Below are 25,734 nucleotides of genomic sequence, written 5' to 3'. Positions count from 1 at the left end.
GGATGCCGGTGCGGGAGGCGGAAAACCGCCCGCCGATCCGAGCCGCGCTAGGAGAATAGCGGTTTTCGCCCGCCGCGCCCACCTCGGACCGATAAAACGCGTGTCATGCGCGGCCGCCGAAGCGCCTACTTGCGCTTTGCTTCCAGCTCTTCCCAGCGCTCGAGCGCGACGAGCAATTCCTCTTCGATCGCCGCGTGGCGCTCCGACAGCCGCGCGCCTTCCTTCGCATCCCTGGCGAAGATCGAGCCGTCTTCGAGCTGCGCACCGATCGCCTTCTGCTCATCCTCCAGCTCGGCGACGCGCGCCGGCAGTGCTTCGAGCTCGCGCTGTTCCTTGAACGACAGCTTGACCGTGCGCTGCGCGTTGCGGCCTGCCGCGCTTTCCTTCGGCGTGTCGTCCTTCGGCGCTTCCTTGGCCGTCTGACGCGCCGCTTCTTCCGCGATACGCGCCGAACGTTCGCGCTGAATCTGCCAGTCGGAGAAGCCGCCGACATACTCGCGCCACAGGCCGCCGCCCTCCGCGGCGAACACCGAGGTCACGACGTTGTCGAGAAACGCGCGGTCGTGGCTCACGAGCAACACGGTGCCGTCGTAATCCGCGAGCAGTTCTTCGAGCAGTTCGAGCGTGGGAATGTCGAGGTCGTTGGTCGGTTCGTCGAGCACGAGCACGTTCGCGGGCCGCGCGAACAGTCGCGCGAGCAACAGGCGATTGCGCTCGCCGCCCGAAAGCGAGCGCACCGGCGAACGCGCGCGCTCCGGCGCGAACAGGAAGTCGCCGAGATAACTCATCACGTGCTTCTTCACGCCGTTCACTTCCACCCATTCGCTGCCGGGGCTGATGGTGTCGGCGAGCGATTTGTCGAGGTCGAGTTGCGCGCGCATCTGATCGAAGTACGCGACCTGAATGTTGGTGCCGATGCGCACGCGGCCTTCGTCGGGCTGCAACTCGCCGAGCATGAGCTTCAGCAGTGTCGTCTTGCCGGCGCCGTTCGGGCCGACGAGACCGATCTTGTCGCCGCGCATCACGGTGGCCGTGAAGCGGTCGACGATCGTGCGCTCGCCGTAGCGTTTCGTCACGTCAGTCAGTTCCGCGACGATCTTGCCGGACTTCTCGCCCTGGCCGACATCGAGCTTCACGTTGCCCTGCACATTGCGGCGCTCGGCGCGCTCATTGCGCATTTCCACGAGCCGCGCGATGCGCCCGACGCTGCGCGTGCGCCGCGCCTCGACGCCCTTGCGAATCCACACTTCTTCTTGCGCGAGCAACTTGTCGAATTTTTCCTGCTCGACTTTTTCGACCTCGAGTTGCTGCGCCTTCCTCGTCTGATACGCGCTGAAATTGCCCGGATAAGACAGCAGACGCCCGCGATCCAGCTCGACGATGCGCGTCGCCACGCGATCGAGAAACGCGCGATCGTGCGTGATGAAAAGCAACCCGGTGCGCAACGTGACGAGCAACTCTTCCAGCCAGCGAATGCCGTCGAAGTCGAGATGGTTGGTCGGCTCGTCGAGCAGCAGCACATCAGGCTGCACGACGAGCGCACGCGCCAGCGCCACACGCTTTTTCATGCCGCCGGACAGGTCGCCCGCGCGCGCGTCGCCGTCGAGGCCGATTTGCGCGAGCGTGGTTGCGACACGCGTGCGCCAGTTCCACGCATCGCGCATATCGAGCGCCGATTGCAGCGCGTTCATGCGCGCGAGCAACGCGTCGTGCTCGGCGCCTTCGGGCGTGTCGGCGAGCGCGTGCGCGACGGCGTCGTACTCGTCGAGCAGTGCGCGCGCATCGGTCAGGCCGGAGGCGACGACATCGAACACGGAGGCGTCGAGATCGAACTCGGGCTCCTGCGGCACGTAGACGGTCGTGAGCTCGCTCTGACGCGTGACGAGGCCGTCGTCGGGCGCGGCGAGCCCCGCGACGATCTTGAGGAGCGACGACTTGCCCGCACCGTTGCGGCCGATCAGCCCGACACGCTCGCCCGCTTCGAGCGAGAAGTCGGCGTGGTCGAGCAATGCGACGTGGCCGAACGCGAGCTGCGCGTCCGAAATGGAATAAAGCGACATGGGAAAACCGGATGAATGGCGAAGAATCGGTGACGAAGCCGACAACCGATGGAAGCGGCCATTGTACCGGGCGCCGCGCCCGACAACGCGCGACGCACGCGGCTTAGGCCGAACGGATGAGGGTTCGCGGCCCAAAAACAGGAAGGCCGCCCGGATTCCCGATCCGCGGCGGCCTTCCCTCGTCTCGAACCGAAAAACGCGTTACTTCACATGCACCTTGATCGACTGGCTCATTTCCGGCCCATAGGAACGGTGCGCGCCGTCGCCGAACTGCATCGTCAGCGTGTGATCGCCGGGCGGCAGCTTCACATCGGCTTCGGTCTGGCCCTTGCCGAAATGCAGCGACGTATCGTTCGCCGGAATCACGGTGCCCTTCGGCAGCGGCTTGCTATCGATCAGCAGATGGTGATGGCCGGTGCCGTCGGTCATCGTGCCCGCCGGCGCGATCGACATGCCATCGACGCCAAACCTCACGTGCACGGGGCTCGTGACGGTCGCGCCATCCTTCGGCTCGATGAAATAGACGCGCGCCTGCGCATGCGCCGCGCCGGCGTATTGCGCGAGCACGATCGCGCCCGTCAGCATCGCACCCAAGACCTTTTTGTTCATCGTTTTCTCCATGTTGTGAAACCGGTCGCTGGCGCGAAAGCGGCGCCGCAGACTCAAAAAGCATACACCGGGCTTTCGGATCGCCGTAATCGGGACCATCCTGTGGACGGTGCGATGCGGCGGGGCGTCGCGTTTCACGGCCCGGGCCGGGGACGATCGCGCCGATTCCTGTAAGATGCCGGGTCGCCGCGCCGCGCATCGTCTTCGAGCGCACGCGTCCGTTTATTTCTTTCGAATCAAGAGTCTGTCGTGAGCGAAGTCATCGAATTCAAGAGCTGGGTCTGCCTGATTTGCGGCTGGATCTATAACGAGGAAGAAGGTCTGCCGGACGAAGGCATTCCCGCCGGCACCCGTTTCGACGACATTCCCGCCGACTGGCGCTGCCCGTTGTGCGACGTGGGCAAGGCCGACTTCGTCGTCGTCGAGTTCTGATCCGGATTGCCGCTTTTCAGGCGGCAGTTTCGTTACGTTTTTCACCGCGCCACCGCAATCAATTCGCGGCTCGTTTCGTCCACCGGCGCGCGATTCCAGTCGCCATACCAGTCGATGCGCGCAAAACCCGCATCGCGCAAAAGGCGCGCGAGTTCGTCGAGCGTGCGAAAGCGCAGTTCGCTCGCGGCGCTCAGCGTGTCTTCGGGCGTCGACGCGTAGCGGCAGTATGTCGTGAACGCGGCGCGGCCTGTCGTCGACGGATCGGGTTGCGCATGCCGCTCCTGCCACACTTCCACGGTCGTTCCGTCCGGCGCTTCGACGCACCGCGATGAGCGCTCGCGCGTCCAGTCTTCCCACGCGCGCGCCGCCGGATTGCGGCTTTCGAACGCGATCGCGCCGCCTGGCCGGATTGCGCGGCGCGCGGCCCTGAGCGTGGCGAGCAACGCGGCATCGTCGAGAAACACTTGTGCGACGTGGCCCGTCATCACGAGCAGATCCGCCGCGCCGACGAACGGCAGCGCCGTCGCATCGCCTTCGATCCACGTCACCTCGTCGCCTTGCGGACGCGCTCGCGCGACACGCAGCATGTGCGCCGACGGATCGATGCCCGTCACGCGATGCCCGCGCTTCGCCAGTTCGCAGGCGAGCAAGCCCGTGCCGCAGCCGAGATCGACGATATGTCCAGCCGGCTGCGCCAGGGCGAGATAGAACGCCGTGTCGGGCGCGCATGGATTGAGGGCGTCGTAGAGCGCGACGAAGCGCGGATCGTCGTAGCGCATCAGCGGCTCTGGTACCCGATCGCGTCGCGCATCGGCTGGCTGCCGATCATGATCGGGCCGGTGAATGGCGTATCGAGATCGAGGATCACGAGCACCGCCGATGCGATCGACAGCGCGCCGAGCATGATCGTCACGAGCGAGAGCGCGTTGCGCGGCGCGATCAGCCCGAAGCACAGGAAGATGATGAGCAGCCAGCCGACGAGTATCCGGTCGAACGGATAGGAAATCGATCCTTGCGCTTCCTCCACCAGCTTCCAGCGCAGCGCGATGAGTTGCTCGAAGCGCGCGGCGGCTTCGGCGGCAAGCTCGCGATGATACTCATCGTGCGGATGGAGCATGCGCACCTCGCGCTGGGCATTCCCCAATATCGCGCCGAATGTTTTGCTCGCGAGGCTGTCGGTCTTGGTCGACGACTCGACGTTCGGATAATCGCCGGGCGGTCGCGGCTCGTTCGGCCACGTGCTCGCGACCGCCGCCGCCGTGTACGAGCGCAGGAGCTCGCGCGCGTGATCGAGATCGGCGCCGTAATCGCGCATGGCGCGATCGAGTTCGATGATCGAGGTCGCGTAGCTGCGCATGTCGCTGTTCGTGCTGTCGAAGACCGTTTTCGCCGATGCGGTCAGAAGGCCGAGCACGAGCGCCGCGAACGTGACCAGCATGCCGACGAGCAACTGGACGAGTTGCACCGTCTCCTGCGCCTTGTGTTCTTCGGGCAGAAGCGGCCGCACGATCGCGCCGAGGCCCGTGCTGGCCAATAAGAGAATGAAGACGAGCACCGCGGATTGGATTTCCGTCATGAGCGCGCGAGCCGTGATGGCGTGACCGGAGTGGTCGCATTATCGGCGGGAAAGCGCTCGCGGTCCAATGCGCACCGGATCAGGAAGAGCGCGGCAGCGAGGCGGCGACGAAATCAGGCGAGCGAACGAGCGAGAAGAAGACCGCGAGGGCGGCGTGTGGGATCGTGGTCCCCCCGGCAGGAATCGAACCTGCATCTAGCGCTTAGGAGGCACTCGTTCTATCCATTGAACTACGGGGAGCGGACCGCGCATGGCCGACAGCGTCGGCAAGCGAGCGCAGAGTATAGCAAACGCTACAGGCGGGATCGGCGTCGGTGCGAAGAAATTCGAACGCAATGGCGCGCGCCGCGAAAAATCGGCGAAACCCAGGGTTTGCACCTATCAAGTTTCGCGCCGCCATGCCGCCATCGGAATAATGGACCCATATCCCGATATCAAGCCGCAGGGCGCGTTTTCGGCGTTGCTCGCAGACCAGGACCTGACGCACCTCGAACTGGTGCTGCGTCGTTCGTTGTCGTGCGATCTCGGCGGGCCGTTGCTGCCGCCCTCGTACTGGCGCGAGCGGCTCGCATCCATCACGCGTCAGTCACATCTCTCTCACACGCAGATTCAGACCGTGCATCGGCTGTATCTGCATATCGACGCGTTCGAGGCGGCCGGGCGCCAGCGCGAAGAAGAACTCAGACGCGAACGCGAGCAGGCGCGCGCCGTCGCGGCCGGCGGCGGAAACGCTCAAAGCGCCTGAGCGCGTTTCAATGGCGATGCCTCAGCCACCACTCGCGCAATGGATGCCGGTGCGCGTGGTCTCGCGCCGCCACGCGCCTGCGATGTTCATCGCGCCAGTCCTGCGCGAGCAGCACGATGACGATCGTCGCCAGGCACGCAAGCCCGACGAAAATGCTCGACAAATCCCACATGACGTCCTCCCGCTTTCCACTGGCGCCATGTATCGATTTTAGGTCACGCGCCGCCCCGGTTCACGCCGCCTGACGCGCGCGCTGCTGCTGTTGCGCGTGCGCCGCGAGCCGCACCGCCGCGTTGGCCGCGCCGTAGCCGTCGTAGCCGCCGCGCCGCTCGATCACTTCGAGGAAGAAGCGCTGATCGAGCTGCTCCGTATACGCGTGGAAGAACTCGCCGCCGCGCTCGTCGCGGTCGTAAAGGATGTTGTGCTCGCGCATCTGGTCGATCTGCTCGTCGGGCAGGCCGAACCGTGCCACGAGATCGTCGTAATAGTTGCCCGGGATACGCAGGAATTTGACGCCGTCGGTTTCGAGGCGCGGAATCGCATCGAAGATATCGGGCGTGCTGAACGCGACATGGTTCAGGCCCGAGCCACGATAGGTCGATAGCGACTCCGACACCGCGGTATAGCGATCGACCGACGCATTCAGCGCAATGCGCACCGAGCCGTCGCGGCTTCTCACCGCGCGGCTGCGCACGAGGCCGTACGGATCGGGAACGAGCACGGCGGGTTCGGTCTCGAAGCCGAACGCGCTTCTGAAGAACAGCACCCACGTATCGAGCGCATCGGCGGGAAGCGACAGGCACACGTGATCGATGCGCGCGAGCGGCCCCACTTCGTACGGCCCGTCGATGTCCGTCAGAATGAAGTCGGACTCCCACAACGTCGGGGCGCCGGGCGCTTCGTCGACGAAATAGTCGAGACTGCCGTCGGGCGACTGTACGCCGGGCACCACGCGCTCGTTCGGGCCGACTTGGCCGGAGAACGGCGTCGAGCCATACGCGGCGGCGCGCTCGAACGCCTGCTTCGCGTCATCGACATGAAACGCCGACGCGCACAGCGACAAGCCGTGCTTCTGAAAAAAGGCGCTCGCGAACGAATCGGCTTCGGCGTTGAGCACGATCGATCCCGCGCCGTGCCGATACAACGCGACATCCTTCGAGCGATGCTTGCCCGCGAGCCTGAAACCGAGCCGGCCGAGCCATTGCGCGAGATGCTCGCGCGTGCGGTCGTCGACGGCGAATTCGAGAAACTGGAAGCCGATGTGCTCGGGCGGCGCGGGCGGGTTGAACAGCTCCGGCGGCGCGTTGTCGCCCATCAGCTCACGCGTCTGCTCCTCGAGGAAACGCAGCGAGCGATAGCCGTCCGCCGCCGTGATCGCGGTCGGCGCGGCGCGAAAGCCATCATTGAAAATCTCGAGCGACAGCGGACCCTTGTAGCCCGCTTCGAGCACGCGCGCGGTGAAGCCCGCGACATCGAACGCGCCCTGTCCCGGAAAGCAGCGATAGTGACGGCTCCATTCGAGCACGTCCATCGCGAGCACGGGTGCATCGGCGATCTGCACGAACGCGATGCGCTCGCCCGGAATCGACGCGATCTCCTCCACCGAATCGCGGATCGACAGCGTGTGGAACGTGTCGAGCGCAAGCCCGAGGTTCGGATGATTCACCGCGTCGACGAGCTTCCACGCGTGCTTGTACGAGTTCACGTAGCGGCCCCACGCGAGCGCCTCGTACGCGACGATCACGCCCGCCTCCTTCGCGATGTTCGCGAGCACCCCGAGCTGATCGGTGAGCAATGCGTCGTCGCGGATCGTGTCGGGCGACACGTTGCTGCACACGAGAATGCGGTCCGTGCCGAGCTCGTGCATCAGTTCGAACTTGCGCTTCGCACGCTCGACGTTTCTCGCGAGCCGCTCGGGGCTCACGCCGTCGAAATCGCGGAAGGGCTGGAAAAGGTAGATTTCGAGGCCGAGATCCGCGCACATGCGGCGCACGTCGCCGGGCGTGCCGTCGAAATACAGCAGATCGTTCTCGAAGATCTCGACGCCGTCGAAACCGGCCGCCTTGATGGCCCGCAACTTCTCGGGGAGCGTGCCGCTGATGGAAACCGTGGCGATGGAAGTGCGGATTGAACGCAGCATCGCTGCCTCCTCGTTGCAATTCGGTGAATGCGGGATGGATCTGAGCGGCGCTTTCCAGTGTAGGACGTCCGCATGAGAGACGCGCGCAATCCATGTCATTCTGCGAGATAATAACAAACTAACTAGACCGTACAAAGTAGTGAAAACACGAACCGACAAGGCTCCTGCGTGCGTTCACACTGCGCCATAGTCTATTTCGCACTGCAGCATGCAGTGCTCATCCATGCCGGAGCGCTCGCGTGACCAACAAGACTTCGTATCTCATCGGCCTGATCGGATCCGGCATCGCCGGCTCGCTCACGCCCGCCATGCACGAAAAGGAAGGCGGCAACCTCGGCCTCAACTATGTGTATCGCCGCATCGACCTTCAGGCGCTGGCGCTGGAGCCCTCCGCCCTGCCCGATCTGCTCGACGCCGCCGAACGCATGGGCTACGACGGCCTGAACATCACGTACCCGTGCAAGCAAAGCGTGATCCCGTTACTCGACGAGCTCGACCCCGACGCCCGCGCGCTCGGCGCCGTGAATACGGTCGTGCTGAAGGACGGCAAGCGCATCGGCTACAACACGGACGGGTCGGGATTTGCGCGCGCGTTCCAGCGCGGGCTGCCCGGCGTGCCGATGGAACGCGTGGTGCAGCTCGGCGCGGGTGGCGCGGGCGCGGCCGTCGCCCATGCCGCCCTGACGATGGGCGCGCGCGAGCTCAGGCTGTTCGATTCCGACGCGGCACGCGCCGCCTCGCTTGCCGCTGAACTCGCGGCGCGCTTTCCGGATCGCATCGTAAAAAGCGGCGGCGACCTGCGCGAAACGCTCGCCGGCGCAAGCGGCCTCATCCACGCGACACCGACCGGCATGGCGAAGCTGCCCGGCCTGCCGCTTCCGGCGCAATACCTGCACAAGGCATTGTGGGTCGCGGAGATCGTCTACTTCCCGCTCGAAACCGAGTTGCTGAAAGCCGCAAAGGCGCTCGGCTGCCGCACGGTGAGCGGCGGCGGCATGGCGGTATGCCAGGCGGTCGATGCGCTGCGCATCTTCACCGGCCGCGAGCCGGATGCCGAGCGCATGTTCGCGCATTTCCAGAGCTTGCTGGAACGTTGATTACCCGATAGCCACGAAAAAACGGCGACCTCGTGAGAGTGTCGCCGTTTTTCGATGCGCGCGAAGAAAGGATCAGCCGCCGCGCCGCATGTAGCGCGACACCGCATCGACGATCATCTCGCGATGACGCGCACGCGAACGCGCGCCCGACGGATCGCGCCCGAACGCCGCGCCCCACGTATGACGGTTCGCCACACGGTGAAAGCAGAACGAGCTGATCATCAGATGCAGGTCGATCGGATCGACGTCGTCGCGAAAGGTGCCCGCCGCGACGCCGCGCGCGATGAGATCCTCGATGGTCTTCACGACCGTCGAATTGCGCGTCTTGAAGGTCTTCGATTGTTCGATGTACTTCGCGCCATGAATGTTTTCGATGGTCACGAGGCGCACGAAATCGCGATGCTTGTCGTGATAGTCGAACGTGAAACCGATGAATTCGCGCAGCGCTTCCTCCGGCTCCATTTCCGCGAGTTGCAACTCCTGTTCGAGCGCGCGGATATCGCCGTAGACCTGTTCCAATACCGCTTCGTACAAGCCTTCCTTGCTGCCGAAGTAGTAGTACAGCATGCGCTTCGTGGTGTTGGTGCGCTCCGCGATGGCGTCGACGCGCGCGCCCGCGAGGCCCATCGCCGAAAACTCCTGCGTGGCGATGTCGAGAATGTTCCGCTTGGTCTCCTCAGGATCGTACTTGCGCCGCCCTTGCTCCGTGGTCGACGAGGGCGCAGCAGTAGCGGCCTTGCTTCCTTTCTTCATTTTTCTGTCTGAGAACGGCGTTGAGAATCGATTCTAGCACGCGCTATTGACGCATCCTCGCCATAACAGGCGTTCATTACGGAGGGCTTCACCTATAATTTTTTTACCCCGCGGACAAATCGAAAATCCACATGCGCAAGAAGCATTCGCTCTTTCTGGCTCCCTCCATTCTGGCCACATGGTGTCTCTGCGCGACGGCGCAGACCGCGTTGCCGCCCGGCCATCCGTCGTCGCGACAACTGATGGCCGCCGAAGGCGTGATGACGAGCGCGAACATCGCGCGCGGCGCGGCGGATGTCTGTCATATCGATGCCGCGAAGGTCGCGCGCTTTCGGGATGTCGTGCGCACGAGCTATCCCGATGCACCCGATTTCGATGGCGAATGGAAGCTCGGCCTCGCGCAGGCACAACCGACCGTCGATCGCTTCGAGAAGCTGAAGACGAGCAATCCGGCGGAGTATCAAAAGGAAATCGGCGAGGCGTGCCCGGCGCTCAATCGCGGCATCGACGACGTCACGCAGCAGTAATCACGCGCTCTTGCCGTCGTAGTGCGCGCGCTTTTCCGCGTACATGGCGGCGTCCGCGCGTTGCAGCATCGGTTCGAGCCGCTCGCCGTCGTGCGCGGTGGCCGCGCCCATCGCGAAACAAAGCGGATTGCCCGAATAGAACTGGTTGTTCACTTCGAGCAACTGGCGAATGCTCTCGATCACCGCCTCGCCGTCGCGCTCGTCGGCGCCGGGCAGAAGCACCATGAACTCGTCGCCGCCGATGCGCGCCGCCTGGAACGGCTTCTCCACCGCCTTGCCGAGCACTTCGCCCGCGCGGCGCAACAGCGCGTCGCCGGCGGCGTGGCCGAGTTGATCGTTGACGGCCTTGAGCCCGTTCACATCGACCGCGATCGCCGTCACCGGGAACGGGCCCTTGCGTTCGAGGCGATTGATTTCGTCGATATAGAACGAGCGATTCTTGAGCTTCGTGAGCACGTCGTGCTTGCCGAGGAATTCCAGATACGCCTCGGCCTTCTTGCGCGCGGTGATGTCCGTGAGCGCGACGAGCACGAGATCCCAGCGCGCCTCGTGCCCCGGGAATACCAAGAACTGCAGATGCACATGCACCTCGTTGCCTTCGAGCGAATAGTTGAGCACCTCGCGCTGATGGAAGAGCTTCCCATCCCACAGATCGATCAACTGTTCCTGGAAGTGCTGCTGCATGTCGTCGCGGAAGACTTCGGACAGGCGCGCGAGCAGCGCGGCCTTGGTCGGCGCGGCGAACATCCGCAGCGTATGCTGATTCACGTCGAGCACGTGAATCTCCTGCATGCAGCGTTCGACGAACTCCGGATGAACGTTGGTGAACGTGCGAAAGTCGACGATGCCGCGCTCGCGCACATCGTCCAGTAGCGACTTCACGGAACTGAAGTCTTCCACCCACAGCGACACCGGTGAATGCTCGAACAGTCCGCGCGCATACAGTTCGCTCGCGGCGGCGGTGCGGCGCATCGCTTCGAGCTCGGTGATGTCCTCGATCGTGACGAGCACGCGGGTCCATGTGTCTTCGTGGCCCGGCAGGACGACCGCCTTGAGCAGCACGTCGAGGCGCTTGCCGTCGAGCGTGTAGTTGACCGTCTGACTCACGAAGCGCGGCTTGCCGCACCACAACTGCTCCAGTTCGTCGATGTGTGTGGTGAGCATGTCATCGCGGAACACACGATCGAGGTTCTGCACGAGATGATCGACGTCTCTTGCCTGAAACAGCGACAGCGTGCGCTGATTGACCTTCACGACGCGAATGCGTGACGAACACTCGGCCACGCATTCCGGATTCTCGGCGAGAAACGCGCGCAGATCCGTGACGCCCGCCGCGCGCCAGCGCTCGAACTGCTCGCGCACGGCGCTGAAGTCCTCGAGCCAGAGCGAGACGGGCGCGAGGTCGAACATGTCGGCATCGTCCTCCGGCACGCTCGCCGGCATGAATTGACCGGCAGTGCGGCGCGGGTCGTTTGGCACGGTCATCCTTTCGGCTCGCGCCGGCTAAAAAATGGGTCGCTGGTCGATACTCCATTCATCTCATTATTGTAGCCTGCGTCATATTTCCGGAAGCCGCATCGCCCGCGCGCGTACACGCGCAGCGGCGTTTGCGCTCATGCCCGATATCGGGGGCGGATGCTACACTCGATTGGCCACGCCCTTGCCGCATCCACGTTCTACGTTGCGCAACCCTTAGGCACGTTTGCTGCACCGCCGGGAGGATTGCGCGACGCCACGCAGTCCGATGCGCTGTGCGGCATCCATCCACATCGCAAGAAGAAGGAGCACGACTCTCATGGCTGATTTCCGCATCTGGTCCGACGAATTTCCGGCGAACGGCTTCATGACGCACGCGCAGGAATTCGACCAGCAAGCCTTCGGCGGCTCGGGCGAGAACATTTCCCCGGCGCTGCAATGGGAAGATCCGCCCGCCGACACGCGCAGTCTCGCGCTCACCGTCTACGACCCCGACGCGCCCACGGGCAGCGGTTTCTGGCACTGGATCGTCGTCAACATTCCAGCCGATGTGCGCTCGCTGCCGCGCAATGCCGGCAAGCCCGACGGCAGTCTGCTGCCGCAAGGCGCGCTGCAACTTCGCAACGATTACGGCACGGTCGGTTTCGGCGGCGCGGCGCCGCCGCGTGGCGACAAGCCGCATCGGTATATCTTCCGCATCCATGCGCTTTCCGCGGAGAGCCTGCCGCTCGACGGGAACGTGACCAACGCGGTGGCGCGCTTCATGATCCATCTCAACGAAATCGATTCGGCGACCTACACCGGCCTCTACGAGTTGAAGTAAAGCCGGGAATGCGGCGCGGCGTGACCGCGCCGCGCTCACACAGCCATTTGAAAACGGCGCGTCGTACAACGCGCCGCTCCCACTTCCCGCCCATCGATGGACTCCGACCAAGGTCTGCCGCTGCCCCAGCGATACTGGGCGATTGCCGTCGTCGCGCTCGGCATTACGCTCGCGGTGCTCGACGGCGCCATCGCGAACGTCGCGCTGCCGACCATTGCCCGCAATCTGAATGCTTCTCCCGCCGACTCCGTCTGGGTCGTCAACGCGTATCAGCTCGCGATCACCATCTCGCTTCTGCCGCTCGCCTCGCTCGGCGATCGCATCGGCTACCGGCGCGTGTACATGGCGGGGCTTGCGCTCTTCACGGTGTCGTCGTTCGCGTGCGCGCTGTCCGATTCGCTTCTCACGCTCACCATCGCGCGCGTGGTGCAGGGCTTCGGCGCGGCGGGGATCATGAGCGTGAACACGGCGCTCGTGCGCATCATCTATCCGCACGATCAGCTCGGGCGCGGCGTATCCATCAACGCGACGGTCGTCGCCATTTCGTCGGTGATCGGACCGACGGTGGCCTCGGGCGTGCTTTCCGTCGCGACCTGGCCGTGGCTGTTCGCGATCAACGTGCCGATCGGCATCGCGGCGTTCGCGTTCGGCTGGAAGTCGCTGCCGCGCACGCCGGGGCATCGGCAGCCGTATGACTACATCAGCGCGATCATGAACGCGCTCTTCTTCGGCATTGCGATCGTTGCGGTCGATGGCTTCGGGCATGGCGAGCATCGTCCGTATCTCATCGGCGAGATCATCGCGACGGCCGTCATCGGCTACTTCTTCGTGAAGCGGCAACTGACGCAAAGCGCGCCGCTGCTGCCCGTCGATCTGATGCGCATTCCGGTGTTCGCGCTCTCGGTCGGCGCGTCGGTGTGTTCGTTCTGCGCGCAGATGCTCGCGTTCGTGTCGCTGCCGTTCCTGCTGCAGAACAATTTCGGCATGAGCCAGGTCGAGACAGGGTTTCTGATGACGCCGTGGCCGCTCGTGATCGTGTTCGTCGCGCCGCTCGCTGGCGTGCTCGCGGATCGGTATCCGGCGGGACTGCTCGGCGGCATCGGGCTCGCGATTCTGACCGTCGGGCTCGTGCTGCTCGCAAGCGTCGGCGCGCATCCGGGCGCGCTCGACATTGCGTGGCGCATGGCCGTATGCGGGCTCGGCTTCGGCCTCTTCCAGTCGCCCAACAATCGTCAGATGCTCTCGTCCGCGCCGCGTCATCGCAGCGGCGGCGCGAGCGGCATGCTCGGCACCGCGCGCCTCACCGGGCAGACGCTGGGCGCGGCGCTCGTCGCACTGATCTTCGGCGTCGCGCCGAAGCAGGGCCCCGTGATTGCGATTGCGCTCGCGGCGGCGTTCGCGGCGGCTGCCGCCGTGGTGAGCCTGCTGCGCCTCACCGGCAAGCGCAGCATCGAGCCGGCCTGACCGCCCTCTTCTCTCGTGGCCGCGCGGGCGCTCGCTGGGCACAGCCTTTGCTGAAAACTCGGGCATGGATTCCGCTCCCCGCGGAACGTTCGAAACAGCAACAAAGGAGTGTGTTCATGGCCATTTCCCTCAACGGTTGCAAGGTTGCGATTCTCGCCGTCGACGGCTTCGAGCAGGCAGAGCTCGTCGAGCCGCAACGCGCGCTCAAGGAAGCCGGTGCGCAGGTGGATGTCGTGTCCCAAAAGCCGGGGCAGATCCAAGGTTTCAAGCACGTCGACAAGGGCGACAAGGTGAACGTCGATGTCACGCTCGACGCCGTCAACGCCGCCGACTACGACGCGGTCGTGTTGCCGGGCGGCGTCGTGAATGGCGACGCGATCCGGCTCGACGCGAAGGCGCAGAGTTTCGTGAAGGACGCCGATCAGGCGAAGAAGCCGATCGCGGTGATCTGCCACGGCGGCTGGCTGCCGATTTCGGCGGGCATCGTCGCGGGCCGCACGATGACGAGCTGGCCGAGTCTGCAAGACGACATTCGCAACGCGGGCGGCACGTGGGTCGATCAGGAAGTGCAGATCGACGGCAATCTCATCACGAGCCGCAAGCCCGACGATCTGCCCGCGTTCAACAAGGCGCTGATCGAAGCGCTCGAAAAGACGCGCACCGCGTGATGCATCGCACCGGAGCCAAGCCGATGTCGAGATCGCTCATTTCACTCACGCGCGCAATCGCGTTGTCGCTCGCCGCCGTGGCTGCGGCGGCGCCTGCCGCGCAGGCACAGACCGAAGGCGCGGCGAGCGCCGCGCGCAACGAAAAGCTCTCACTCATCGATCAGCAGTTCCTTCAGGACGCCGGTCAGGCAGGCGCGACCGAGCTCGCGGCGAGCAAGCTCGCGCTCACGCGCGCGAGCGACCGGCAGGTGTGGGAATTCGCACAGCGAATGATCGTCGATCACACGAAGCTCGCCCGCAATCTCGATGTGCTCGCCAAGCGCCACGGCATCACGGCGCCGCCGGCCGCCGATTCTTCGGTGATCGGCAACCTGCAAAATCTCCAGGGCGCCGAGTTCGACAAGGCCTATATTGAAAAGGTAGCCTTGGACGGCCATCAGAAGGCCGTTGCGCTGTTCAGGAAGGAGAGCGAAAGCGGCAACGATACTGCCCTGAAGGCGGCGGCGACCAAGGCGTTGCCGGTCATCAGCCATCACTACGAGATGGCGCAGCAGCTCGCGAAAGCGAAGGCGGCGTCATGAGCATCGCGAACGTCGCCGGGCCCGCGGTTGCTCCCCGTTCACCTTGCCGCCCCGCTTATGAGGACTCGACCATGCACATCACGTTTGCAGACGAAGCCCCCGTTTATGACGGCGACGACCTCGCCATTCACTTTGCCGCCCTCATCGACGGCGAGCCAGTCGTGTGTTCGATCACCGCCGAAGCGCTCGAAGATCATTTCGGCGCGAAGTCGCCACGCGAGGACGATCTGCTCGAGGCCTACGCGCGCGGCACGGCGCGCATTCGCGCGGTGTGCGCCGAAGTGCTCGACGACAACGGCGGCCAGCCCGCCGTGCTGAGGAGCGGATTGTTCCGCGTCGCCGGCATGGAGCCCGACTGAGCGGCGCTGGAGGCTCGCCCGCGCGCGACGCATCTCACATCACGCAAGCCAACAAGGAGGGAACATGTCACTGATCATTGCCGGCCGATTCCAGACCTTTCCCGCGGCCGAATCAGCAGCCCAGAAGCTCTTCGCGCAAGGTTTCGTCGAAGAAGACGTGACGCTCTTCTTCGTCAATCCGAGCGGCCAGCACGCGCGCTTTCCGGTCGGGGGCGATGTCGGCACCGACGCGGGCGCGAGCGCCGCGCCCAAAGGCGCCGGCAAGGGCGTGACGATCGGAGCGGTCGCGGGTGCGGTCGTGGGCGCTGCGATTTTCGCGGTCTTTCATGCGCCGCTGCTCGTCTCGGTGATCGCGGCCGGCGTCGGCGCGTATGTGGGCTCGCTCGTCGGCGCAATGTCGCATACGAAAAAGAAGCCGCAAGACGCCGCGCCCGCCGAGGAACCCACGCGTCACGCAGGCGTCCTCGTTGCCGTTCATGTATCGCCGGAAACGCAGGAGCGGGCCACGACGACGCTGCGCGAGGCGGGCGGCATGGATATCGAGCGTGCGTCGGGACGCTGGAAACAGGGCCGCTGGAGCGACTTCGACCCGTTGCAGCCGCCGCATCCGGTAAAGGAGTTCGCGCAGACGCGTGCGTGATCGTTTTCACCCCGCGAATGAAAAAACGCCCGCTTCCCGCGGGCGTTTGTGCTGATGCGTTTGCGCCGAACGCGTCACACCCACGACGCGTGCGTCCGATCCGGCCGCCTGTTCGCACGCACGCCGCAAGCGGCAGGCAAAACGCGCGCCTTGCCGGTGCGCGCGGCGGGCGCTTCGCAGAGCGGTCCATATTCCAGGTGAGATGCCTGCGCCGGTTGCGCGTGCATGTCGATAACGCGCTCACGGATGTGCAAGGTCAGCGCGGATGCCGCGACAGCGACGAGGGTAAGGAACTCGCGATGTGCGAGTCGATTAAGGAATTTCACTGTGTTCTCTCCCATTGCCGTGTTCTGCGCGTCTGGAACCCATGCGCGCTGTTTGCCGAGTCGGCAGCAAATCACGTGCCCCTGAACACGAAGCGCGGGCACGCTGCGTGCGCAATGACTCGGCGAGCCGCGTCCCGCAGGGAGGCTGCGCAGTGGCAAATATCGAAACTAAAAGGAGGTGTTATATGAGCACGAACGTCGTATCGGTACTCAACGATCTCGTCGAAACCTCGAAGGACGGGGAAAAGGGTTTTCTCAAGGCCGCCGAGGATACGCGCGATCCGAGCCTCAAGCTGCTCTTTCAGAATCGCGCGCAGAAGTGCGCCGAAGGCGCGCGCGAGTTACAGGATGTCGTCGCGCGTCTGGGCGGTAAGCCCGAAACAGGCGGCTCGATGGCCGGCGCGCTGCATCGCGGCTGGGTCGATGTAAAGTCGGCCGTGACCGGCCACAGCGACCACGCGATTCTCGCCGAATGCGAGCGTGGCGAAGATGCCGCGAAGAAGAACTACCGCGAGGCGCTGGATAAGGATTTGCCTGCCGATATCCGCCAGATCGTCGAGCGTCAGTATCAGGGCGTGGTCGAAAATCACGACCGCATACGCGATCTGCGCGATCAATACGCAGCCGCGAAGTCCTGAAGCATCGACGTAGCAGCGGCCCGATGACGAACGGGCCGCATAAAGACAAACGGCCGCGATGCGGCCGTTTTTTCGTCGAGCGTCGGGCCGACGCCTTACTGCGGCTGACCCTTGTCGTTGGTGCCGAGCGCCGAAGCCGCCGCCGCTGCCGACGCGCCCTTCAGCTTGTGCGCCTTGTCCTGCTGATGCAGATAGGTGCCCTTCTGCTTCTTCGCGTGGGTGCCGGCGTCCGCGCCGGTCGTGGCCGCATCGGAAGCTGCCTGCGCGAATGCCGCCGTCGAGAATGCCAGCGCGAGCGCGCCGATCAATGCCATCTTTTTCGTCTTCATGAAGAGCTCCTTTTTGCCGGGGCCTCTGAATGCCGGGCTACTGCGCATTCGAGAGCCGCCTGTGCAAGTACGGTCCTGAACGGTCGTACTCGTTTTTAAGTTTCGAAGTGCTGCGAGGTGATGCGCACTGCGTGAAGCGTCATGCGTGAACTGCGACTGAAGCATCGGGCGATGCGACGCGACCCCATGCCCCCATGCGAGAACCCGCGCTTCGTCCGATTCTTCGCCTGATTGTGGCGAATCGTCGAACCCCGCGCGGGTTCCGTACTAATGGCACTCAACCGCGGCCCGCCGTGGCGAAGCCGGGCATACGAACTATGCCATTACTTGGCGGCAATTTTAAGATGGTTCTTCACGGAAGCAACACCCGAAACGTTCGAGACGACTTCTTCGGCGGCGGTCTTGTCCTCTGCCGAAGGCACCGTGCCCGTCAGCGACACCACGCCCCCATGCGTCTTGACGTGGATATGCGTGGACTTGACGTTCTTCGCGCCGAGCAATTCGGCCTTGACCTTGGTGGTGATGGCGCTGTCATCGACCTTCTGGCCCATCGACGTGCCGGAACCGCTCGTCGACGACGCCGCATTCGTTTGTGCGCCGACGTTGAGTGCGAACACCACACATGCGATACCGCCGGCTGCCTTAAGGATTTGAGTCGTCTTCATGGCAATACTCCCATTTTTTCGATTTTGGTCTGGCGCCCCGTTCGCCTTTGCGCGAGGCGGCTCTTCGATTACGTCCGCGCCCGTAGCACGCGGATCGTGAGCCTTCTGCCGCAACTTGCGTGCCGGATCACATCACCGCGCTCACAAACTTCTCCTGAGGTGCGCTGAACGGACCATGCAGCAAGGCGTTCGTGCGTGCGCGAACAAATCTTCGACGGTCGAAGAACCGTCTCGCGCAACGCATCTCTCGCGGCCGCAAACCCGCGGTGCTTTTGTCTGAGCGCGTGTAAAAACTGCGTGAAAGAAGGCTCCTGATTGCTTCGCAAACGTGTAGCGGACGGCCAAAAACGTAGTCGCAACGCGAGCTTGCGCAACGTTGGCACGGCCATTGCTTTAATGGTTCGCAAACCTGCCCATTACGTATAGAACAATCGAGGATTAGCAAAGCAATGCCGCCTACACTCGAACTCCGCGCGAAGCAAACGCTCGCGCTCACGCCGCGTCTGCAGCAGTCAGTCCGTCTCCTGCAACTTTCGTCACTGGAGTTCCAGCAAGAACTGCGCAACGCGCTCGATACCAATCCGTTCCTCGAATACGACGAGTCACAGACCGAAGACAACGCGCTCGGCGCCGACAACGGCAGTTCGATGGGCGAATCGGCGCTCTCGTCGACCGCCACCAGCGACACCACCGAGGCGCCGCTCGCGCCCGAAGCAAGCATGGAAAGCGAGCAAAGCGCCGATGCCGGCTCGCGCGAAGATTCGATGAGCGAATTCTCATCCGATCCCTTCGGCCGCGGCTCGCGCAATGGCGGCGACGGCGAAGGCTCCGATCCCGCCGACTGGGTGCGCATCGAGCCGTCGCTGCATGAAACGCTCCACGACGCGTTGCGCCTCTATCAGCTGAACGAGCGCGATCGCGCGATTGCGCAACTCATCATCGAAGCGCTCGACGACGACGGCTATCTGCGCCAGGAATTGAGCGAGCTCGCCAATGTCGTGGAAATCGAGCCCGCGCTGCACGAGGATGAACTCAATATCGCGCTCAAGCTCGTGCAGTCGCTCGACAAGCCGGGCGTCGGCGCGCGCAACCTCTCCGAATGCCTCGCGCTGCAGCTCGAAGCGCTCGAAGAGGACACGCCGGGCCGTGCGGTTGCGCTCGAGATCGTCACGCATCATCTGGAGCGTCTCGCGCGGCGCGAGCAGGCCGAACTGCAAAAAAAGATCGGCTGCAGCGCGGATGAACTGCGCATCGCGTGCGCGCTCGTGCGCCGCCTCGATCCGAAGCCGGGCGAGAACTACGGCCAGAGCGAGGACAACTACGTGGTGCCCGACGTTATCGTGCGTCAGGTGAAGAAGCAATGGGTCGTGACGATCAACCCGGCCGTGCTGCCGCGCGCGCGCATCCATCGCATGTATGCAGAGCTTTTCGCGCAATCGGCCGGCGCGAGCCGCTCGCCGCTCGCGCAGCAATTGCAGGAAGCGCGCTGGCTGATCCGCAACGCGCAGCAGCGTTTCACGACGATCCAGCGCGTCGCCGAATGCATCGTCTCGCATCAGAAGGCGTTCTTCGACTACGGCGAGATCGCGCTCAAGCCGCTCGTGCTGCGCGATGTCGCCGATGAACTCGGTTTGCACGAATCGACCATCTCGCGCGCGACCGGCAACAAGTATATGGCCACGCCGCGCGGCATCTTCGAGTTCAAGCACTTCTTCCCGCGCGAACTGAGCACGGAAAGCGGCGGCACCTGCTCGGCTGCGGCGGTGCGCGCGCTGCTCAAGGAAATGATCTCGAAGGAGAACACGCGCGATCCGCTGTCCGATGTGAGTCTCGCGAAGATGCTCGCGGATCAGGGCGTGATCGTCGCCCGCCGCACGGTGGCGAAGTATCGCCATCTGATGAAGGTGCCGCCCGCCGAACTGCGCCGTCAGGCGTGATGCGGCGCGCGCGTCATCGGTTCTCACGCTCTCAAGCGTTCGGCGACGACCCGGTCAAGCGAGGCGCCTGAGCGACACGAGCGTAATCGCGGGCCGTCCGCTTTCGGACGGCCTTTTTTTGTCCGGTCAGCGCCAGCCCGACGCGCGATGCGTGCGCTTTCTCGCCGCCGTCGCCGCGAGCTCGGCGCCGAGCAGAAAGACCGCGGCCGAGTAGTAGAGCCACATGAGGATGATCGCGAGCGATCCGGCCGCGCCGAACATGTTCGCCGTGCCCGCGTGCGCGAGATAGAACGCGAAAAGGCGCTTGCCGCCTTCGAAGAGCAGCGCGGCGGCGGCGGCGCCGAGCGCGGCATCGCACCAGCGCATGCGCGTCGTCGGCAGGAACTTGAGCAGTACCGTGAAGGCGATCATCAGCACACCGAGCGATATCGCGCGCCGCGTGAGGCCCGACAGGACGATGAACGGGCTGCCGTCGCCGAGCACCCAATGCCCGAGTATCTCGACGAGCGCATCGAGTACGAGCAGCACCGCGACGAGCAGCCCCGAACCGACCACCAGCCCGAACGACATCAGCCGCACGCGCAGCAGCGTGACGATGCTCTCGCGCGTGCTCACCGCAGGCGTCGGCCAGATGACGTTGAGCGCGCTGTGCAGCGAGGAGAACGTCGCCGACGCGCCGATTAGCACGCCCGCGACAGAGAGAATCGCCGTGCTGCGCGCGATGTCGGCGTGCCACGCGTTCGCGACGATCGCCTCCAGCGTGCGGGCGGCGTCCACGCCCACGACACCGCTGATCTCGGCGAAGAGCCGCCCTTGCACGGCATCGGCGCCGAAGAAGACGCTCGCCACCGCGATCACGATGACGAGCGTCGGCGCAAGCGAAAACGCCGCGAAGAACGCGATCGCCGCCGAGAACATCAGGCAGTGATCCTGCGACCATTGCGTGATCGGATCGACGACCCAGGAAAGCCAGCCGAAACGCGACGTGCGGCCCGAGGCGACGGGCGCGGACTGAGGGGCGGAGACGTCCTGGTCCATCGGCGGGGAGCGCGAGCGCGGCTTGAAGTGTCAATCGACGATGTTAGCGCCGCGCTGCGAACCGTGTGTAAAAAACGGCGCGCTCCGTGGGAAGCGCGCCGCTTTCGTGTTGCGCTCTGCAGTACGTGTCAGGGCTGGTCGGCGGCCGGGTCGGCGTCTTCGTCGGCGAGACTGCGGGTTTCATCCTCGACTTCGTCGGGGAGGATATCGGAGTCGGCCTCCAGATTGTTGTCGCCGTCCGCCGACGCGCTTTCGCCAGTGCCGAAGCGGTCCGTATCGCTGGCTAGCTCCGCCTTGGACTGGCCGAGCGCGTGCGCGTCCAGCTCATCTTCGATGTCGCCGGGATAGCGCTTTTCGCCCTGCACGTCCGACCCGCTGTCCGACGAGTCGCTCGGGCCGAGTGCTCCGGTGCCGTGCCCCTTGCCGTATTCCGCGCCGTCGTCTTCGGGCGGGTTCAATGTGCTTCCACTCATCATGACCTCCTTCGATCGTGTCCGTGATGAATCCGCAAATCCCGTTCCGCGACCGTTCCGGAGCGACGCATGAAAAACCCCGCGCTTCTTTCGAGGCGCGGGGCTCTGAGTGCGTGACGACGTTCAGTACGGATTCAGGCCTTCGCCGCCGAACGCCTGGCTTCGGCTGCGCCCTGCTTCACCGTCTTGACGGTCTTTTCGGTAACGGACGTCGCGGTGGCGACACTGCGCAAATCCGACATGAACGAATCGCGCCATACCGAAAGGTTGTTCTCGCGCAGCGGCGCCATCATGTCGGCGTGACGCGCCTGACGCTCGGCGAGCGGCATCGACAACGCACGCTCCAGCGCTTCGGACATCTGCGACAAATCGAACGGATTGACGACGAGCGCGCCCGGCAATTGATCTGCCGCGCCCGCGAACTGCGACAGGACGAGCGCGCCCGGATCGGCCGGATCCTGTGACGCGACATACTCCTTCGCGACGAGATTCATGCCGTCGCGCAGCGGCGTCACATAGCCGACCTGCGAGAGACGGAATAGCGCCATCAGCAGATTGCGCTCGTATTTGCGGTTGAGATACTGGATCGGCGTCCAGTCGAGCTGGGCGAATCGTCCGTTGATGCGGCCCGCCTCGCCTTCGAGATTCTGGCGGATGCGCTGGTAGGTCTGCACGTCCGAGCGCGTCGGCGGCGCGATCTGCACGAGCGACACGCGGCCATGCCAGCCCGGCGCGTTCAGCAGAAGCCGCTCGAACGCCTGAAAGCGCTCGACGAGACCCTTCGAATAGTCGAGGCGGTCGACGCTCATGATGAGCTTGCGCCCGTGCATGCTGTCGCGCAGGCTTTTCACCTGCTTGCGGTTCGCGAACTGCTCGGCGGCCTTCGCGATCGCATCCGGATAAATGCCGATCGGATACGCACCCACTTTCAGCATGCGGCCGAATGCCTGCAGCATGCCGTCGTCCTCGTTGAAGTGGCCGCGGCTCGTGCGCTCCACATAATCGATGAACGACTGCTTGTCGCTGTCCGTCTGAAAGCCCACGACGTCGTACTGGCACATCGCCGCAATCAGTTCCTCGTGCGGCGGCACGGTGCGCATCATCTCCGGCACCGGAAACGGAATGTGCAGGAAGAAGCCGATAGGATTCGCGACGCCGAGCTTTCTCAACTCCTGCGCGAACGGAAGCATGTGATAGTCGTGCACCCAGATGATGTCATCGGGCTTGAGCATCGTCTTCAGCTTCGCGGCGAGGCTGGCGTTGACGCGCATATAACCCGCGTATTCCTCGCGATCGAAGCGCGACAGGTCATTGCGGTAGTGGAACGTCGGCCACAACGTGGCGTTCGAGAAACCGCGGTAGTACTGGTCGTAATCGCGGCGTGTGAGTCCGACGGTCGCGTAAGTCACCTTGCCGCCCTTCTCCACGACAGGAGCGCCCGACTCGCCGACGATCTCGCCGCTCCACCCGAACCACACGCCCCCAGTCTCCTTGAGCGCGTCGAGAACGCCGATCGCGAGGCCGCCTGCGCTGGGCTTGCCCTCCTGGATCGGTGCGACGCGATTCGATACCACGATCAATCTGCTCATTACAGCATCACCTCATCAGTTGTCGTTGCATGCTCGAATTGGCGATCAAGGGTATGCAAAAGCTGTGCCTTTTTGTCGGCCTTTGTGAATGAAAATTTGTATGAGGATGTTACGGACGAACGAAAATACGCGGCGAACGCGGCCGCGTGTAGATTTTTATTCTTGCGCCGGGTGCTCCCGCCGGCTGCAATCACGCGTCCTGCTCGGAACCCAGATCGCGCTGATAGTCGATGCCCTCGCGGCGCACGCCGCCCTGGTTATGCTCGCCATCGGGCGGCGCGCCAGGCGCGGGGCGGTTCTGACCGGCGGGATCGTGATCGGCGGGCGGCGCGGATGCGCCCTGCGTGCCGACAGCCTTGGCGGCTTCGGCGCGCGCTTCGCGCTTGGACGAGTGACGCGCTGAGCGTCGGAGTGCGGGATGCCTCATGATGCCTCCAGAGAAGAAGGCCGTCGCGATAGTGACGTCGGCGGCGCCGGACCGATGCGCTCCGAGAAGCGCAGCTTCAGAAAAAGCGACCGGCGACAGCCTGTGTCGCCGGTCATTATTGCGCCATCCGTTGTAATCCCTACGCTGCGGATGGAAACTTATTCAAACCTTGCACGAATTCTGGGCATTGTCCAACGTCTGCATTCCAGCGTCTTTCTCTGCTGCTAGTACACGTGCGGCGTATCGCCGGGCCCCGGCGGCGGATCGCCGATCGGCTGCGACGGCGGCTCGGGCGGCTCGCGCGTCGGGTCCGGATTCGTGTCGGGCGGAATCGGCGTGGGCGGCGGCTGATCGGGCGGCGTCACAGGCGGATCCGGCGGCTGCGGCGTCTGTGCCTCGATACGGGCACCATTGGAAGCGCGATTGGACGGGCTGTATGACATGGCGGGCTCCTTGCGGTCTTGTGATCGTACTTTCGCCATCCGTCGGCGCCTGCGCGCCACGCGCGGATGTCACTCGACCGACAGCAAGGGGCATGCCCTTCGTTAGCGTCCGTTGCGCTTCTTCCGTCCCATTATCGGCGTAGAAAACGCGCCTGCCAATGAAAAACGCCTGCGCTTTTTAAAAGCCGCAGGCGTTGTTTTGTCTAAAGATAAGCGAAGTTCAGGAATTTTCGCTGTCGGACTCGTTAATATCGCCACCCTCGCCGACCGCTGCCTTGTTCGCGTCCTCGCCATACTCGACGAGCCGGTTATAGAGCGTTTTGAGGCTGATCCCGAGGATTTCGGCGGCGCGCGTCTTCACGCCGCCGCACTGGTCGAGCGTCGCGAGGATGAGCTGCCGGTCAGCTTGCGCGAGCGAAGTGCCGAAAGGAATAGTCACCGCCGTGCCGGCCGATGGTTTCGACAGCGAAATCTGCAACGGCACGGTCGCCGTGCTGTCCGAATCCGACCCCGACATGATGTAGGCGCGCTGCACGTAGTTCTTCAGCTCACGTACGTTGCCCGGCCAGTTGTATGAGGCCAGCATCTCGCGCATGGCGGGCGGGAACGCCTTCTTCGTGTTGTAGCGGGAGTTCAGTTCGTCGAGGAACGCCTGCCCGAGCAGATCGACGTCCTTGCCCCGCTCGCGCAACGGCGGCAGGTTGATCGGAAACACGTTCAGGCGGTGATAGAGATCGAGGCGCAGCTTGCCTTCGAGCACCGCCTGCTCGGGATCGCGGTTGGTCGCGGCGATGAGGCGCACGTCGGTCTCGAGCTCCTTGGTCGTGCCGACGCGCATGAACATGCCCGTCTCCAGCACGCGCAGCAGCTTCACCTGAAGCTCGATCGGCATCTCGGTGATTTCATCGAGGAACAGCGTGCCGCCGTTCGCGCGCTCGAAATAACCCTTGTGCTGACGATCCGCGCCCGTGAACGAGCCGCGCTCGTGGCCGAACATTTCCGATTCGATCAGGTTCGGCGAGATCGCCCCGCAGTTCACGGCGATGAACGAATGCTTGCGACGCAAGCTGAGTTCGTGAAGCGTCTGCGCGGCGACTTCCTTGCCAGTGCCCGATTCGCCGATCAGCAGCACGGACGCGGCCGTCGGCGCGACACGGCCGATCTGGTCGTACACGGTTTGCATTGCGGGCGAGTTGCCGAGCATCAGACCGAAGCGGCCCATGCGGCGCAGTTCGCCACGCAAGGTGCCGATTTCCGCCTTCAGGTCGCCGGCGCGCGGCAGGCGCGAGAGGATGGCCTTCACGCGCTGCATGTTGATCGGTTTGACGAGGTAGTCGGTGGCGCCCATCTTGAGCGCGCTGACGGCGGATTCCACCGTCGCGTGACCGGTTATCACGATCACCTCGACACCCGAACGCGGGTCCAGATCTTCGAAAAGATCGACGCCCGTGCCGTCGGGCAGTTTGAGGTCGGTGAACACGACATCCGGCGTCTGACGCACAAGCTGAATGCGCGCCTCGCGCAAATCGCCGGCGGTGGCCGTCGTCAATCCGTCTTCGCCGATGATCGCGGCTAGCGCCTCGCGGGTACTGGGATCGTCATCGACAATCAATACGTGTGGCATTGCGTCTCGAATTCTTCCAAAGCGTTTTCAGGGTCACACGCCGTGGCGGCGTGGTCTTCTCCGTGCGGCAGGGTCGCCGCGCGGGCCGGTGCGATTCGCGATGAGAGCCGATTAAAAGTAATCGGCGCGACGCAAGATGCGCAAAAAATAGAATAATTTCCGATTATCCAAACGCCTGGTTCAATCCAGCGTAAGTTTTTCCATTAGACAACTTATGGCCGGAGTTTCACTGATTATAAGCGTTTATCATGATAAAAACGCACGCCAGAGCAGCGTGCGTTTGATTAGTCGCACC

At 64.2% G+C, this 25,734-nt stretch carries 29 protein-coding genes and 1 tRNA gene; 12 read left to right on the top strand and 18 right to left on the bottom strand.

Annotated elements, in window-relative coordinates:
* Positions 1 to 125: 125 nt before the first annotated feature.
* Positions 126 to 2,060 (bottom strand): ATP-binding cassette domain-containing protein, encoded by a 1,935-nt coding sequence (locus NCT32_RS04105; protein ID WP_061120586.1) that lies wholly within the window; start codon positions 2,058 to 2,060, stop codon positions 126 to 128.
* A 201-nt stretch (positions 2,061 to 2,261) separates the two neighbouring features.
* Positions 2,262 to 2,669 carry a DUF4399 domain-containing protein gene (locus NCT32_RS04100; RefSeq protein ID WP_061120640.1) on the bottom strand — a complete coding sequence of 136 codons (408 nt, stop codon included), beginning with the start codon at positions 2,667 to 2,669 and terminating at the stop codon, positions 2,262 to 2,264.
* Positions 2,670 to 2,918: 249 nt separating this feature from the next.
* On the opposite strand from NCT32_RS04100, the gene NCT32_RS04095 reads away from it, so the two are divergent.
* Positions 2,919 to 3,101 carry a rubredoxin gene (locus tag NCT32_RS04095; protein WP_061120587.1) on the top strand — a complete coding sequence of 61 codons (183 nt, stop codon included), beginning with the start codon at positions 2,919 to 2,921 and terminating at the stop codon, positions 3,099 to 3,101.
* 41 nt (positions 3,102 to 3,142) lie between these two features.
* On the opposite strand, the gene NCT32_RS04090 is transcribed toward NCT32_RS04095, so the two are convergent.
* From NCT32_RS04090 to NCT32_RS04080, 3 genes are all read right to left on the bottom strand, one after another.
* Positions 3,143 to 3,880 (bottom strand): bifunctional 2-polyprenyl-6-hydroxyphenol methylase/3-demethylubiquinol 3-O-methyltransferase UbiG, encoded by a 738-nt coding sequence (locus NCT32_RS04090; protein WP_061120588.1) that lies wholly within the window; start codon positions 3,878 to 3,880, stop codon positions 3,143 to 3,145.
* Positions 3,880 to 4,677: a hypothetical protein gene (locus NCT32_RS04085; RefSeq protein ID WP_250489921.1), complete on the bottom strand. Its 798-nt coding sequence runs from the start codon at positions 4,675 to 4,677 to the stop codon at positions 3,880 to 3,882. The genes NCT32_RS04090 and NCT32_RS04085 overlap by 1 nt, the downstream gene beginning before the upstream one ends.
* A gap of 165 nt (positions 4,678 to 4,842) precedes the next feature.
* Positions 4,843 to 4,917 (bottom strand) — tRNA-Arg (locus NCT32_RS04080).
* Between the two features lie 10 nt (positions 4,918 to 4,927).
* Between NCT32_RS04080 and NCT32_RS04075 the strand changes: the two genes are divergently transcribed.
* Positions 4,928 to 5,422 (top strand): hypothetical protein, encoded by a 495-nt coding sequence (locus NCT32_RS04075; protein WP_250489920.1) that lies wholly within the window; start codon positions 4,928 to 4,930, stop codon positions 5,420 to 5,422.
* 7 nt (positions 5,423 to 5,429) lie between these two features.
* Here the strand turns inward: NCT32_RS04075 and NCT32_RS04070 are convergent, their stop codons facing one another.
* Together NCT32_RS04070 and NCT32_RS04065 are read right to left on the bottom strand one after the other, a co-directional pair.
* Positions 5,430 to 5,594, bottom strand: a complete 165-nt coding sequence (locus NCT32_RS04070) for a hypothetical protein (RefSeq protein ID WP_250476460.1) — start codon at positions 5,592 to 5,594, stop codon at positions 5,430 to 5,432.
* A 60-nt stretch (positions 5,595 to 5,654) separates the two neighbouring features.
* Entirely contained in the window at positions 5,655 to 7,550 is a 1,896-nt protein-coding gene (locus NCT32_RS04065) for a sugar phosphate isomerase/epimerase and 4-hydroxyphenylpyruvate domain-containing protein (protein ID WP_061120642.1), read from the bottom strand.
* A 251-nt stretch (positions 7,551 to 7,801) separates the two neighbouring features.
* Here NCT32_RS04065 and NCT32_RS04060 point away from each other — a divergent pair, with 251 nt between their 5' ends.
* On the top strand, positions 7,802 to 8,659 hold the full coding sequence (locus NCT32_RS04060) for a shikimate dehydrogenase (RefSeq protein WP_061120604.1): 858 nt from the start codon (positions 7,802 to 7,804) through the stop codon (positions 8,657 to 8,659).
* 72 nt (positions 8,660 to 8,731) lie between these two features.
* Here the strand turns inward: NCT32_RS04060 and NCT32_RS04055 are convergent, their stop codons facing one another.
* A complete protein-coding gene (locus NCT32_RS04055) occupies positions 8,732 to 9,412 on the bottom strand; it encodes a TetR family transcriptional regulator (RefSeq protein ID WP_061120605.1) in 681 nt (226 codons plus the stop codon).
* A gap of 131 nt (positions 9,413 to 9,543) precedes the next feature.
* On the opposite strand from NCT32_RS04055, the gene NCT32_RS04050 reads away from it, so the two are divergent.
* On the top strand, positions 9,544 to 9,939 hold the full coding sequence (locus NCT32_RS04050) for a hypothetical protein (RefSeq protein ID WP_061120606.1): 396 nt from the start codon (positions 9,544 to 9,546) through the stop codon (positions 9,937 to 9,939).
* On the opposite strand, the gene NCT32_RS04045 is transcribed toward NCT32_RS04050, so the two are convergent.
* Entirely contained in the window at positions 9,940 to 11,382 is a 1,443-nt protein-coding gene (locus tag NCT32_RS04045; protein ID WP_250489928.1) for a sensor domain-containing diguanylate cyclase, read from the bottom strand. It abuts the gene before it with no gap.
* A 352-nt stretch (positions 11,383 to 11,734) separates the two neighbouring features.
* Between NCT32_RS04045 and NCT32_RS04040 the strand changes: the two genes are divergently transcribed.
* The 6 genes from NCT32_RS04040 (at position 11,735) to NCT32_RS04015 (ending at position 15,950) form a co-directional block, all read left to right on the top strand.
* Positions 11,735 to 12,238 (top strand): YbhB/YbcL family Raf kinase inhibitor-like protein, encoded by a 504-nt coding sequence (locus NCT32_RS04040; protein ID WP_061120607.1) that lies wholly within the window; start codon positions 11,735 to 11,737, stop codon positions 12,236 to 12,238.
* 96 nt (positions 12,239 to 12,334) lie between these two features.
* Positions 12,335 to 13,702 (top strand): MFS transporter, encoded by a 1,368-nt coding sequence (locus NCT32_RS04035; RefSeq protein WP_061120608.1) that lies wholly within the window; start codon positions 12,335 to 12,337, stop codon positions 13,700 to 13,702.
* Between the two features lie 116 nt (positions 13,703 to 13,818).
* Positions 13,819 to 14,370: a type 1 glutamine amidotransferase domain-containing protein gene (locus NCT32_RS04030; RefSeq protein ID WP_061120609.1), complete on the top strand. Its 552-nt coding sequence runs from the start codon at positions 13,819 to 13,821 to the stop codon at positions 14,368 to 14,370.
* Positions 14,371 to 14,393: 23 nt separating this feature from the next.
* On the top strand, positions 14,394 to 14,951 hold the full coding sequence (locus NCT32_RS04025; protein WP_061120644.1) for a DUF4142 domain-containing protein: 558 nt from the start codon (positions 14,394 to 14,396) through the stop codon (positions 14,949 to 14,951).
* Between the two features lie 71 nt (positions 14,952 to 15,022).
* Positions 15,023 to 15,310, top strand: a complete 288-nt coding sequence (locus tag NCT32_RS04020; protein WP_250476455.1) for a DUF1488 domain-containing protein — start codon at positions 15,023 to 15,025, stop codon at positions 15,308 to 15,310.
* Positions 15,311 to 15,374: 64 nt separating this feature from the next.
* On the top strand, positions 15,375 to 15,950 hold the full coding sequence (locus NCT32_RS04015) for a glycine zipper domain-containing protein (RefSeq protein ID WP_061120611.1): 576 nt from the start codon (positions 15,375 to 15,377) through the stop codon (positions 15,948 to 15,950).
* 74 nt (positions 15,951 to 16,024) lie between these two features.
* Here NCT32_RS04015 and NCT32_RS04010 read toward each other — a convergent pair whose 3' ends face one another.
* Positions 16,025 to 16,276, bottom strand: a complete 252-nt coding sequence (locus NCT32_RS04010; protein WP_143756397.1) for a hypothetical protein — start codon at positions 16,274 to 16,276, stop codon at positions 16,025 to 16,027.
* 185 nt (positions 16,277 to 16,461) lie between these two features.
* On the opposite strand from NCT32_RS04010, the gene NCT32_RS04005 reads away from it, so the two are divergent.
* Entirely contained in the window at positions 16,462 to 16,914 is a 453-nt protein-coding gene (locus NCT32_RS04005) for a PA2169 family four-helix-bundle protein (protein WP_061120612.1), read from the top strand.
* A gap of 95 nt (positions 16,915 to 17,009) precedes the next feature.
* On the opposite strand, the gene NCT32_RS04000 is transcribed toward NCT32_RS04005, so the two are convergent.
* Complete coding sequence (locus NCT32_RS04000) at positions 17,010 to 17,243, bottom strand: hypothetical protein (protein WP_061120613.1); 234 nt, start codon at positions 17,241 to 17,243, stop codon at positions 17,010 to 17,012.
* 323 nt (positions 17,244 to 17,566) lie between these two features.
* On the bottom strand, positions 17,567 to 17,908 hold the full coding sequence (locus NCT32_RS03995; RefSeq protein WP_061120614.1) for a BON domain-containing protein: 342 nt from the start codon (positions 17,906 to 17,908) through the stop codon (positions 17,567 to 17,569).
* Positions 17,909 to 18,357: 449 nt separating this feature from the next.
* On the opposite strand from NCT32_RS03995, the gene NCT32_RS03990 reads away from it, so the two are divergent.
* Positions 18,358 to 19,845, top strand: a complete 1,488-nt coding sequence (locus NCT32_RS03990) for an RNA polymerase factor sigma-54 (RefSeq protein ID WP_061120615.1) — start codon at positions 18,358 to 18,360, stop codon at positions 19,843 to 19,845.
* Between the two features lie 126 nt (positions 19,846 to 19,971).
* On the opposite strand, the gene NCT32_RS03985 is transcribed toward NCT32_RS03990, so the two are convergent.
* The 6 genes from NCT32_RS03985 to NCT32_RS03960 all read right to left on the bottom strand — a co-directional run bounded on the left by NCT32_RS03985 (position 19,972) and on the right by NCT32_RS03960 (position 25,439).
* Entirely contained in the window at positions 19,972 to 20,883 is a 912-nt protein-coding gene (locus NCT32_RS03985; RefSeq protein ID WP_061120616.1) for a YihY/virulence factor BrkB family protein, read from the bottom strand.
* 128 nt (positions 20,884 to 21,011) lie between these two features.
* Positions 21,012 to 21,359: a hypothetical protein gene (locus tag NCT32_RS03980; protein ID WP_061120617.1), complete on the bottom strand. Its 348-nt coding sequence runs from the start codon at positions 21,357 to 21,359 to the stop codon at positions 21,012 to 21,014.
* A gap of 131 nt (positions 21,360 to 21,490) precedes the next feature.
* A complete protein-coding gene (otsA, locus tag NCT32_RS03975; RefSeq protein ID WP_250489918.1) occupies positions 21,491 to 22,945 on the bottom strand; it encodes an alpha,alpha-trehalose-phosphate synthase (UDP-forming) in 1,455 nt (484 codons plus the stop codon).
* A gap of 190 nt (positions 22,946 to 23,135) precedes the next feature.
* The gene (locus NCT32_RS03970) at positions 23,136 to 23,372 is read right to left on the bottom strand and encodes a hypothetical protein (RefSeq protein ID WP_061120620.1); all 237 of its coding nucleotides are present in this window, start codon (positions 23,370 to 23,372) and stop codon (positions 23,136 to 23,138) included.
* A 224-nt stretch (positions 23,373 to 23,596) separates the two neighbouring features.
* Positions 23,597 to 23,815 carry a hypothetical protein gene (locus tag NCT32_RS03965; protein ID WP_061120621.1) on the bottom strand — a complete coding sequence of 73 codons (219 nt, stop codon included), beginning with the start codon at positions 23,813 to 23,815 and terminating at the stop codon, positions 23,597 to 23,599.
* A 220-nt stretch (positions 23,816 to 24,035) separates the two neighbouring features.
* Positions 24,036 to 25,439, bottom strand: coding sequence for a sigma-54 dependent transcriptional regulator (locus NCT32_RS03960; RefSeq protein ID WP_061120622.1), 1,404 nt, complete (start codon positions 25,437 to 25,439; stop codon positions 24,036 to 24,038).
* Positions 25,440 to 25,734 lie beyond the last annotated feature (295 nt).

It is taken from the genome of Caballeronia sp. INML2, from assembly GCF_023631365.1.
In the GTDB taxonomy this organism is placed as follows: domain Bacteria; phylum Pseudomonadota; class Gammaproteobacteria; order Burkholderiales; family Burkholderiaceae; genus Caballeronia; species Caballeronia turbans.
Note: the sequence above shows the minus strand (reverse complement) of the source record. Positions and strands in the feature narration are given on the sequence as shown.

Bases quoted from the DNA above. Each gene is read 5' to 3' on its own strand.
- NCT32_RS04105 (WP_061120586.1), bottom strand. From the start codon at position 2,060: ATGTCGCTTTATTCCATTTCGGACGCGCAGCTCGCGTTCGGCCACGTC.
- NCT32_RS04100 (WP_061120640.1), bottom strand. From the start codon at position 2,669: ATGAACAAAAAGGTCTTGGGTGCGATGCTGACGGGCGCGATCGTGCTC.
- NCT32_RS04090 (WP_061120588.1), bottom strand. From the start codon at position 3,880: ATGCGCTACGACGATCCGCGCTTCGTCGCGCTCTACGACGCCCTCAAT.
- NCT32_RS04085 (WP_250489921.1), bottom strand. From the start codon at position 4,677: ATGACGGAAATCCAATCCGCGGTGCTCGTCTTCATTCTCTTATTGGCC.
- NCT32_RS04075 (WP_250489920.1), top strand. From the start codon at position 4,928: ATGGCCGACAGCGTCGGCAAGCGAGCGCAGAGTATAGCAAACGCTACA.
- NCT32_RS04070 (WP_250476460.1), bottom strand. From the start codon at position 5,594: ATGTGGGATTTGTCGAGCATTTTCGTCGGGCTTGCGTGCCTGGCGACG.
- NCT32_RS04055 (WP_061120605.1), bottom strand. From the start codon at position 9,412: ATGAAGAAAGGAAGCAAGGCCGCTACTGCTGCGCCCTCGTCGACCACG.
- NCT32_RS04050 (WP_061120606.1), top strand. From the start codon at position 9,544: ATGCGCAAGAAGCATTCGCTCTTTCTGGCTCCCTCCATTCTGGCCACA.
- NCT32_RS04045 (WP_250489928.1), bottom strand. From the start codon at position 11,382: ATGCCGGCGAGCGTGCCGGAGGACGATGCCGACATGTTCGACCTCGCG.
- NCT32_RS04040 (WP_061120607.1), top strand. From the start codon at position 11,735: ATGGCTGATTTCCGCATCTGGTCCGACGAATTTCCGGCGAACGGCTTC.
- NCT32_RS04035 (WP_061120608.1), top strand. From the start codon at position 12,335: ATGGACTCCGACCAAGGTCTGCCGCTGCCCCAGCGATACTGGGCGATT.
- NCT32_RS04030 (WP_061120609.1), top strand. From the start codon at position 13,819: ATGGCCATTTCCCTCAACGGTTGCAAGGTTGCGATTCTCGCCGTCGAC.
- NCT32_RS04025 (WP_061120644.1), top strand. From the start codon at position 14,394: ATGTCGAGATCGCTCATTTCACTCACGCGCGCAATCGCGTTGTCGCTC.
- NCT32_RS04020 (WP_250476455.1), top strand. From the start codon at position 15,023: ATGCACATCACGTTTGCAGACGAAGCCCCCGTTTATGACGGCGACGAC.
- NCT32_RS04015 (WP_061120611.1), top strand. From the start codon at position 15,375: ATGTCACTGATCATTGCCGGCCGATTCCAGACCTTTCCCGCGGCCGAA.
- NCT32_RS04005 (WP_061120612.1), top strand. From the start codon at position 16,462: ATGAGCACGAACGTCGTATCGGTACTCAACGATCTCGTCGAAACCTCG.
- NCT32_RS04000 (WP_061120613.1), bottom strand. From the start codon at position 17,243: ATGAAGACGAAAAAGATGGCATTGATCGGCGCGCTCGCGCTGGCATTC.
- NCT32_RS03995 (WP_061120614.1), bottom strand. From the start codon at position 17,908: ATGAAGACGACTCAAATCCTTAAGGCAGCCGGCGGTATCGCATGTGTG.
- NCT32_RS03990 (WP_061120615.1), top strand. From the start codon at position 18,358: ATGCCGCCTACACTCGAACTCCGCGCGAAGCAAACGCTCGCGCTCACG.
- NCT32_RS03985 (WP_061120616.1), bottom strand. From the start codon at position 20,883: ATGGACCAGGACGTCTCCGCCCCTCAGTCCGCGCCCGTCGCCTCGGGC.
- NCT32_RS03980 (WP_061120617.1), bottom strand. From the start codon at position 21,359: ATGATGAGTGGAAGCACATTGAACCCGCCCGAAGACGACGGCGCGGAA.
- otsA (WP_250489918.1), bottom strand. From the start codon at position 22,945: ATGAGCAGATTGATCGTGGTATCGAATCGCGTCGCACCGATCCAGGAG.
- NCT32_RS03970 (WP_061120620.1), bottom strand. From the start codon at position 23,372: ATGAGGCATCCCGCACTCCGACGCTCAGCGCGTCACTCGTCCAAGCGC.
- NCT32_RS03965 (WP_061120621.1), bottom strand. From the start codon at position 23,815: ATGTCATACAGCCCGTCCAATCGCGCTTCCAATGGTGCCCGTATCGAG.
- NCT32_RS03960 (WP_061120622.1), bottom strand. From the start codon at position 25,439: ATGCCACACGTATTGATTGTCGATGACGATCCCAGTACCCGCGAGGCG.